A 7,249-nucleotide genomic window follows, 5' to 3' on the forward strand; every position below is an offset into this window, starting at 1 on the left:
GGCCAGAAGAAACTCCTGACGAAAGGCTGCACCCATGACAATGGCAGCTACGCTCCTCACACCGGAGGAGGGTGAGTTCAACCCCCTGCTTCCGCACGCGTACGAGCTCGTCGTCGGCATCTTCTCGTTCCTCGTGGTTCTCTTCGTCGTCGGCCGGATCCTCGTGCCGCGTATCCAGAAGACGCTGACCGAGCGGACGGATGCGATCGAGGGCGGCATCAAGCGGGCGGAAGAGGCCCAGGCCGAGGCGCAGGCCCTGCAGCGGCAGTACGCCGAGCAGCTGGAGGTGGCCCGTCGTGACGCGGCCAGGCTCCGCGAGGAGGCTCGCGAGCAGGCGGCGCAGATCAAGATCGAACTCCGCGAGGAGGCGCAGGCCGAGGCCCGTCGTCTCGTCGAGGCCGCGCACGCGCAGATCGAGGCGGACCGCCAGGCGGCGTTCGCGCAGCTCCGCGCGGAGATGGGTCGCCTGTCGACCGAGCTGGCCGGCCGCATCGTCGGTGAGTCCCTCGTGGACGAGGCCAGGCAGAGCCGCATCGTGGACCGGTTCCTCGACGAGCTGGAAGCCGGCAGCGCGCAGGCGGTGCGCTGATGCAGGAGCGAACCCCCCGCAGTGAGCGGAGTGGACACGCGAGGAACGAGCGGGTCCACGGAGTGAACGAGGAGCGGGTGAGCGACCAATGAGAGGTTTGAGCAGGACGTCGCTGGCCGAGGTCGAAGAGCGGTTCAACGCGGTGGCCGCCAGTGCCGACCTCGGTACGCTCTCCGACGAGCTGTTCGCGGTCGCGGATCTGCTCGACCGCGAGCACGGCCTGCGCCGCGTTCTGTCCGACCCGGCCAGGTCCGGCGAGCAGAAGGCGCGCACCGCGCGATCGCTGCTCGAGGGCAAGGTCAGCGAGGCCGCGATCACCACGACCGAGGCCGCGGTCTCGGCACGGTGGTCACGCGCCGGTGACCTGGCCGACGTGCTCGAGCGGCTCGGCGTGGTCGCCGCGGCCGCGGAGGCGGAGAGCCAGTCCAGGCTCGACGAGGTGGAGGACGAGCTCTTCCGCTTCGGCCGCATCGTCGCCGCCAACCCCGACCTGCGCCGCGCGCTCGCCGACGCGGCCGCGCCCGAGGCGGGCAAGCGGCAGCTGCTGCATGACCTGCTCGGCGACAAGGCCGGGCCGACCAGCCTGCGCCTGATCACGCAGCTGGTTGTGCACCCGCGGGGGCGTAGCCTGGAGACAGGCCTGGAAGAGGTCGGGCAGCTCGTGGCGCAGCAGCGCCAGCGCCTCGTGGCCGTGGTGCGCAGTGCGGTCGAGCTGTCCGAGGAGCAGAAGCGGCGCCTGGCGGCGTGGCTGAGCACCTCCTACGGCCGTGACGTGCACCTGAACGTCGAGGTGGACAAGCGAGTGCTCGGTGGGTTCTCGGTCCGCATCGGCGACGAGATCATCGACACCACCATTGTGGGACGAATCGAAGAAGTCCGCCGCCGGTTGGCCGGCTAGGCGAATAGGGAGACAGAGTAGAGATGGCGGAGCTTACGATCCGGCCGGACGAGATCCGGGACGCGCTTGAGCGCTTCGTCCAGGCGTACGAACCGGAAGGCGCCGCGCGCGAGGAGATCGGGACCGTCGTCGACGCCGGCGACGGCATTGCCCATGTCTCCGGCCTTCCCTCGGCGATGGCGAACGAGCTGCTCGAGTTCGAGAACGGCACGCGCGGTCTGGCACTTAACCTCGACACCCGCGAAATCGGTGTCGTTATCCTGGGCGAATTCAGCGGCATCGAGGAGGGCCAGACGGTCCGCAGGACGGGCGAGGTCCTGTCCGTGCCCGTCGGCGACAACTTCCTCGGCCGCGTGGTCGACCCGCTCGGCAACCCGCTCGACGGCAAGGGCGCCATCGAGTCCGAGAGCCTGCGCGCCCTCGAGCTCCAGGCCCCCTCGGTCGTCCAGCGGCAGCCGGTGAAGCAGCCGCTGCAGACCGGCATCAAGGCGATCGACGCCATGACGCCGATCGGCCGCGGCCAGCGCCAGCTGATCATCGGTGACCGCGGCACCGGCAAGACCGCGATCGCCGTGGACACCATCCTCAACCAGCGCGAGGCCTGGGCCTCCGGCGACCCCGAGAAGCAGGTCCGCTGCGTCTACGTCGCCATCGGCCAGAAGGGCTCGACGATCGCGCAGGTCAAGTCGCGCCTGGAGCAGGCCGGCGCGCTGGAGTACACCACGATCGTCGCCGCCCCCGCCTCCGACCCGGCCGGCTTCAAATATCTTGCCCCCTACACCGGCTCGGCCATCGGCCAGCACTGGATGTACCAGGGCAAGCACGTCCTCATCATCTTCGACGACCTGACCAAGCAGGCCGACGCCTACCGCGCCGTGTCCCTGCTGCTGCGTCGCCCGCCGGGCCGCGAGGCCTTCCCCGGCGACGTCTTCTACCTCCACTCCAGGCTGCTGGAGCGCTGCGCCAAGCTCTCGAACGACATGGGCGGCGGCTCGATGACGGGCCTGCCGGTCATCGAGACCAAGGGCAACGACGTCTCGGCGTTCATCCCGACCAACGTCATCTCGATCACCGACGGCCAGTGCTTCCTCGAGACCGACCTGTTCAACGCCGGCGTTCGCCCGGCGATCAACGTCGGTATCTCGGTCTCCCGAGTCGGTGGCTCGGCGCAGGTCAAGGCGATGCGGAAGGTCGCGGGCACGCTGAAGCTGTCGCTGTCGCAATACCGCGACCTTGAGGCGTTCGCCTCGTTCGCCTCCGACCTCGACGCCGCGTCCCGCGCTCAGCTCGACCGCGGCCAGCGCCTGGTCGAGCTGCTCAAGCAGCCACAGTACTCGCCGTTCCCCGTCGAGCGGCAGGTCGTGTCGGTGTGGGCCGGCACCACCGGTGAGCTCGACGAGGTGCCGGTCGAGGACGTCCGCCGCTTTGAGACGGAGTTCCTCGACTACCTGCAGTCCTCGCACAAGGGCATCCTCGACGGCATCCGCGAGACCAACGACCTGGCCGACGACGCGGTGACCACCCTCAAGGACGCCATCACGGAGTTCAAGAAGGGCTTCACCACCTCGTCGGGCGAGCTGCTGGTCAAGGACGAGCCGGTGGCGCCGCTCGGCGCCGAAGAGGTCGGCCAGGAAAAGATCAAGAAGGTCGTCCGGCCGGCGGAGAAGAAGTAGGTCATGGGTGCCCAGCTAAGGCTGCTGCGGCGGCGGATCAGCTCGGTCAAGTCGACCGCGAAGATCACGCGCGCCCAGGAGCTCATCGCCTCTTCACGGATCGTGAGGGCGCAGCAGCGGATGCAGGCGGCGCTGCCGTACGAGCGCGAGATCACTCGTGCCGTCACCGGCGTCGTCAGCAACGCGGCCAGCGTCGACCATCCGCTGACCGTGGCGAAGGAGAACCCCGCCAGGGCGGGCGTCCTCATCGTCACCAGCGACAGCGGGTTCTGTGGCGGCTTCAACGCCAACGTGCTGCGCGAGGCCGAGGCCCTGCGCGGGCTGCTGGAGAGCCGCGGGCTGACCGTGGTGCCGTTCGTCACCGGGCGTAAGGGTGTCACCTGGCACTCCTTCCGTCAGCGGGAGATGGGCGGCCAGTGGGTCGGCTTCTCACGGAAGCCGGCCTACGCCGACGCCAAGGAGATCGCGAACACGCTGATCGACTCGTTCAAGGACGACAACGGGATCGACGAGATCCACATCGTCTCGACCGAGTTCGTCTCGATGCTCACGCAGAACGTCGTGGTCAAGCGCGCCCTGCCGCTGGAGGTCGAGGAGACCGAGGCGACGGAGTCCACCGTGATCCCGCCGTACTTCGAGTTCGAGCCGACCGCGGGGGACGTGCTGGAGTCGCTGCTGCCGCGCTATGTGGAGTCCCGCATCTTCACGGCGCTGCTCCAGTCGGCCGCCTCGGAGGAGGCCGCGCGGCGGCGCGCGATGAAGTCCGCGACCGACAACGCCAACGAGCTGATGCGGGTGCTCACCCAGCAGATGAACCAGGCTCGCCAGGCGGAGATCACCCAGGAAATCAGCGAGATCGTCGGTGGCGCCAACGCGCTCGCTGACGCCGCAGCGGGGAAAGAGTGAAATGACTGCAGAGGCTGTTGAAACTATAGAAGCCGCCGCGGCCGGCACAGGCCGCGTGGCACGTGTCACCGGCGCCGTCGTCGACGTGGAGTTCCCCGTCGAGGCGATGCCCGCGATCTATAACGCGCTCAAGGTCGAGGTGACTCTCGGGGGCGAGACCAAGACCCTGACGCTCGAGGTCGCTCAGCACCTGGGCGACAACCTCGTCCGCGCCATCTCCATGCAGCCCACCGACGGAATGGTCCGCGGCCAGGCCGTGGCCGACACGGGCGGCCCGATCTCGGTGCCGGTCGGCGACATCGTCAAGGGCCACGTGTGGAACGCGCTGGGCGAGACGCTCGACGTGCCGACCGCATCGCTCAAGATCGAGGAGCGGTGGGGCATCCACCGGCCGTCCCCGGCGTTCGACCAGCTCGAGTCCCGTACCGAGCTGCTGGTCACCGGCATCAAGGTCATCGACCTCCTCACGCCTTACGTGCAGGGTGGGAAGATCGGCCTGTTCGGCGGCGCCGGCGTCGGCAAGACCGTTCTCATCCAGGAGATGATCCGCCGGGTCGCCCGTAACTTCGGTGGCACCTCGTGCTTCGCCGGTGTGGGCGAGCGCACCCGTGAGGGCAACGACCTCTGGCTGGAGATGGAGGAGGCGGACGTCCTCAAGGACACCGCGCTCGTCTTCGGCCAGATGGACGAGCCGCCGGGCACCCGGCTGCGGGTCGCCCTGTCGGCGCTGACGATGGCGGAATACTTCCGCGACGTGCAGAAGCAGGACGTGCTGCTCTTCATCGACAACATCTTCCGCTTCACGCAGGCCGGTTCCGAGGTCTCCACGCTGCTCGGCCGCATGCCGTCCGCCGTGGGCTACCAGCCCACGCTGGCCGACGAGATGGGTGTGCTCCAGGAGCGCATCACCTCGACGCGCGGTCACTCGATCACCTCCATGCAGGCGATCTACGTGCCCGCGGACGACATCACCGACCCGGCCCCGCACAACGCGTTCGCGCACCTCGACGCGCAGACCGTGCTTTCGCGGCCGATCTCGGAGAAGGGCATCTACCCCGCGGTGGACCCGCTCGACTCCTCCTCCCGGATCCTCGACCCGCAGATCGTGGGCGAGGAGCACTACCAGGTGGCCCAGGAGACCAAGCGGATCCTGCAGAAGTACCGCGAGCTCCAGGACATCATCGCGATCCTCGGTATCGACGAGCTCTCCGAGGAGGACAAGGTCACCGTCCAGCGGGCTCGCCGCATCGAGCGCTTCCTGTCGCACCCGATGTACGCGGCCGAGGCCTTCACCGGCCAGCCGGGCGAGACCGTGCCGCTGGACGAGACCATCGCCTCCTTCAAGGGCCTCTGCGCGGGTGAGTACGACCACCTGCCCGAGCAGGCGTTCTTCATGGTGGGTGGCATCGAACAGGCCATCGCGAAGGCCAAGGAACTCGAGCGTCGCTAATCGCCCCATGGTGGTGGCGCGGTTCGGCCAGAGCCGCGCCGCTACCTGATCGGAAAGGAACCTACACAAGTGGCGAAGCTACGCGTAGGGGTTGTCTCACCCGAGCGTGAGATCTGGTCGGGCGAGGCCGACATGGTGATTGCCAAGACCGTGGACGGCGAGATCGGTATTATGCCGCAACACGCACCTGTTCTCGGCGTCCTCGTCGAGGGCGGCGTGCTGCGCGTGAAGCGGGAGGGCGAGGGCGACCTCGTGGCGGCGGTGCACGGTGGGTTCATCTCCGTGGCCGACAACGAGGTGTCCGTGCTCGCCGAGGTGGCCGAGCTCGGATCCGAGGTCGACGTCGCGGCTGCCCGCGACGCTCTCGATCGGGCCCAGGCCTCGATCGAGGCCAACCAGGAAGACGCCGACGCGGCAATCGAGGCCAAGCGTGCCAGGGCCCGGCTGCGCGCGGCAGGCGAAGAGGTATAAAAAAATCACATTCAGGGGGCGGCATTGCTAGCGACGGTTGTGACATTCGTATTGCTGCTTGCCGCCCTGGTGGTCCTGCGCGGGGTCATGCTGACCCGAGCGCGCGGGAGCATGCCCTGTCGCCTGCGGGTGGGCGAGAGCCCCTGGCAAAGCGGCGTAGCCCGCTACGCCGACGGGGAGCTCCACTGGATACCGCTCATGGGCATCCGACTGAGGCCGCGCCACGCGATCGCGAGGCGCGGCCTTGTCGTTTCCGCCCGGCGCGAGCTCGGCGACGGGCTCTACGCGGTGGACCTCAGCGGGAGCACCCGTGACGTGTCGATCGCGATGAGCGCGGACGCGCTGACGGGCTTCCTGGCCTGGCTGGAGTCGGCGCCGCCCAGCGCCTATCTCGACGTCGCCTGATCGCGGGCTTCAGCGGGCCGCCTAGCGGGTGCCGCCGGGCTTCCAGAGGATCTCGTCGCCCGCGTGGGCCAGGCGGCAGGCGATGAACAGCAGGTCGGACAGCCGATTGAGGTATTTCGCCGTCAGCGCGTTCATGTCGTCGTGCGCCTGCAGGGCCGTCCAGGTCGTGCGCTCCGCTCTGCGGACGGTGACCCGCGCCACGTGCAGCGCCGCAGTGGCCGGATCCCCGCCGGGCAGGATGAAGCTGCGCAGCGGCTTGAGGCCGGCGTTGAAGCGGTCGCACTGCTCTTCCAGCCAGTCGATGTACGACTGCTCGACCCGCAGTGGCGGGAACTCCGGATTATCCACGACCGGCGTGGACAGGTCCGCGCCCACGTCGAAGAGCTCGTTCTGGACGCGCGTGAGCACATCCGTGAGATCGTCAGGAAACGTGCGGTATGAAAGGGCGACGCCGAGGTGGGCGTTGGCTTCCTCCACGTCGGCGTAGGCGGCCAGCCGGGGATCGGTCTTCGAAGCGCGGCTCATGTCGCTCAGCGCGGTGGTGCCGTCGTCGCCGGTGCGGGTGTAGATGCGAGAGAGGACGACCGGCTTGTCCTTGTCGGCGCGCGTCATGGGCCCAGCGTAATGGGCACAGCGTCATGACAAATGTCATCGGGATCGGACGCGGGATCCATATCAGGTCCGTGATTTCCGCGACTACTAGGGCGAATGGCGTAAAGCCACCATAGATCCATGATGAAGGAGAGGACCTGATGCTCGAGATCAGCGAACTGCGCAAGCGCTTCGCGGGCGGCCCCGACGCCCCCGGCGGCAAGGTCGCCCTGGATGGGATCGGCTTCGCCGTACGGCCGGGGGAG

8 protein-coding genes are annotated in these 7,249 nt (G+C 68.4%); 7 read left to right on the plus strand and 1 reads right to left on the minus strand.

Going from position 1 to position 7,249, the window contains the following annotated elements; all coding sequences use genetic code 11:
• Positions 1–34: 34 nt before the first annotated feature.
• The 7 genes from EJK15_RS46235 (at position 35) to EJK15_RS46265 (ending at position 6,392) form a co-directional block, all read left to right on the plus strand.
• Entirely contained in the window at positions 35–589 is a 555-nt protein-coding gene (locus EJK15_RS46235) for a F0F1 ATP synthase subunit B (RefSeq protein ID WP_138716825.1), read from the plus strand.
• A gap of 88 nt (positions 590–677) precedes the next feature.
• The gene (locus tag EJK15_RS46240) at positions 678–1,487 is read left to right on the plus strand and encodes a F0F1 ATP synthase subunit delta (protein ID WP_138716826.1); all 810 of its coding nucleotides are present in this window, start codon (positions 678–680) and stop codon (positions 1,485–1,487) included.
• 23 nt (positions 1,488–1,510) lie between these two features.
• Positions 1,511–3,160 (plus strand): F0F1 ATP synthase subunit alpha, encoded by a 1,650-nt coding sequence (gene atpA / locus EJK15_RS46245; protein WP_138716827.1) that lies wholly within the window; start codon positions 1,511–1,513, stop codon positions 3,158–3,160.
• Positions 3,161–3,163: 3 nt separating this feature from the next.
• The gene (locus EJK15_RS46250; RefSeq protein ID WP_138716828.1) at positions 3,164–4,066 is read left to right on the plus strand and encodes a F0F1 ATP synthase subunit gamma; all 903 of its coding nucleotides are present in this window, start codon (positions 3,164–3,166) and stop codon (positions 4,064–4,066) included.
• A 1-nt stretch (position 4,067) separates the two neighbouring features.
• Entirely contained in the window at positions 4,068–5,516 is a 1,449-nt protein-coding gene (atpD, locus tag EJK15_RS46255; RefSeq protein WP_138716829.1) for a F0F1 ATP synthase subunit beta, read from the plus strand.
• Between the two features lie 69 nt (positions 5,517–5,585).
• Positions 5,586–5,987 (plus strand): F0F1 ATP synthase subunit epsilon, encoded by a 402-nt coding sequence (locus EJK15_RS46260; protein WP_138666580.1) that lies wholly within the window; start codon positions 5,586–5,588, stop codon positions 5,985–5,987.
• A gap of 39 nt (positions 5,988–6,026) precedes the next feature.
• Entirely contained in the window at positions 6,027–6,392 is a 366-nt protein-coding gene (locus tag EJK15_RS46265) for a DUF2550 family protein (protein WP_240777649.1), read from the plus strand.
• Between the two features lie 21 nt (positions 6,393–6,413).
• Here the strand turns inward: EJK15_RS46265 and EJK15_RS46270 are convergent, their stop codons facing one another.
• Positions 6,414–7,004, minus strand: coding sequence for a cob(I)yrinic acid a,c-diamide adenosyltransferase (locus tag EJK15_RS46270; RefSeq protein ID WP_138716831.1), 591 nt, complete (start codon positions 7,002–7,004; stop codon positions 6,414–6,416).
• Positions 7,005–7,249 lie beyond the last annotated feature (245 nt).

Origin of the sequence: Nonomuraea basaltis (assembly GCF_005893125.1) — a bacterium.
Lineage (GTDB): Bacteria > Actinomycetota > Actinomycetes > Streptosporangiales > Streptosporangiaceae > Nonomuraea > Nonomuraea basaltis.

Coding starts and splice junctions, on each gene's coding strand:
- EJK15_RS46235 (WP_138716825.1), top strand. CDS start 35: ATGACAATGGCAGCTACGCTCCTCACACCGGAGGAGGGTGAGTTCAAC.
- EJK15_RS46240 (WP_138716826.1), top strand. CDS start 678: ATGAGAGGTTTGAGCAGGACGTCGCTGGCCGAGGTCGAAGAGCGGTTC.
- EJK15_RS46250 (WP_138716828.1), top strand. CDS start 3,164: ATGGGTGCCCAGCTAAGGCTGCTGCGGCGGCGGATCAGCTCGGTCAAG.
- atpD (WP_138716829.1), top strand. CDS start 4,068: ATGACTGCAGAGGCTGTTGAAACTATAGAAGCCGCCGCGGCCGGCACA.
- EJK15_RS46270 (WP_138716831.1), bottom strand. CDS start 7,004: ATGACGCGCGCCGACAAGGACAAGCCGGTCGTCCTCTCTCGCATCTAC.
- atpA (WP_138716827.1), top strand. CDS start 1,511: ATGGCGGAGCTTACGATCCGGCCGGACGAGATCCGGGACGCGCTTGAG.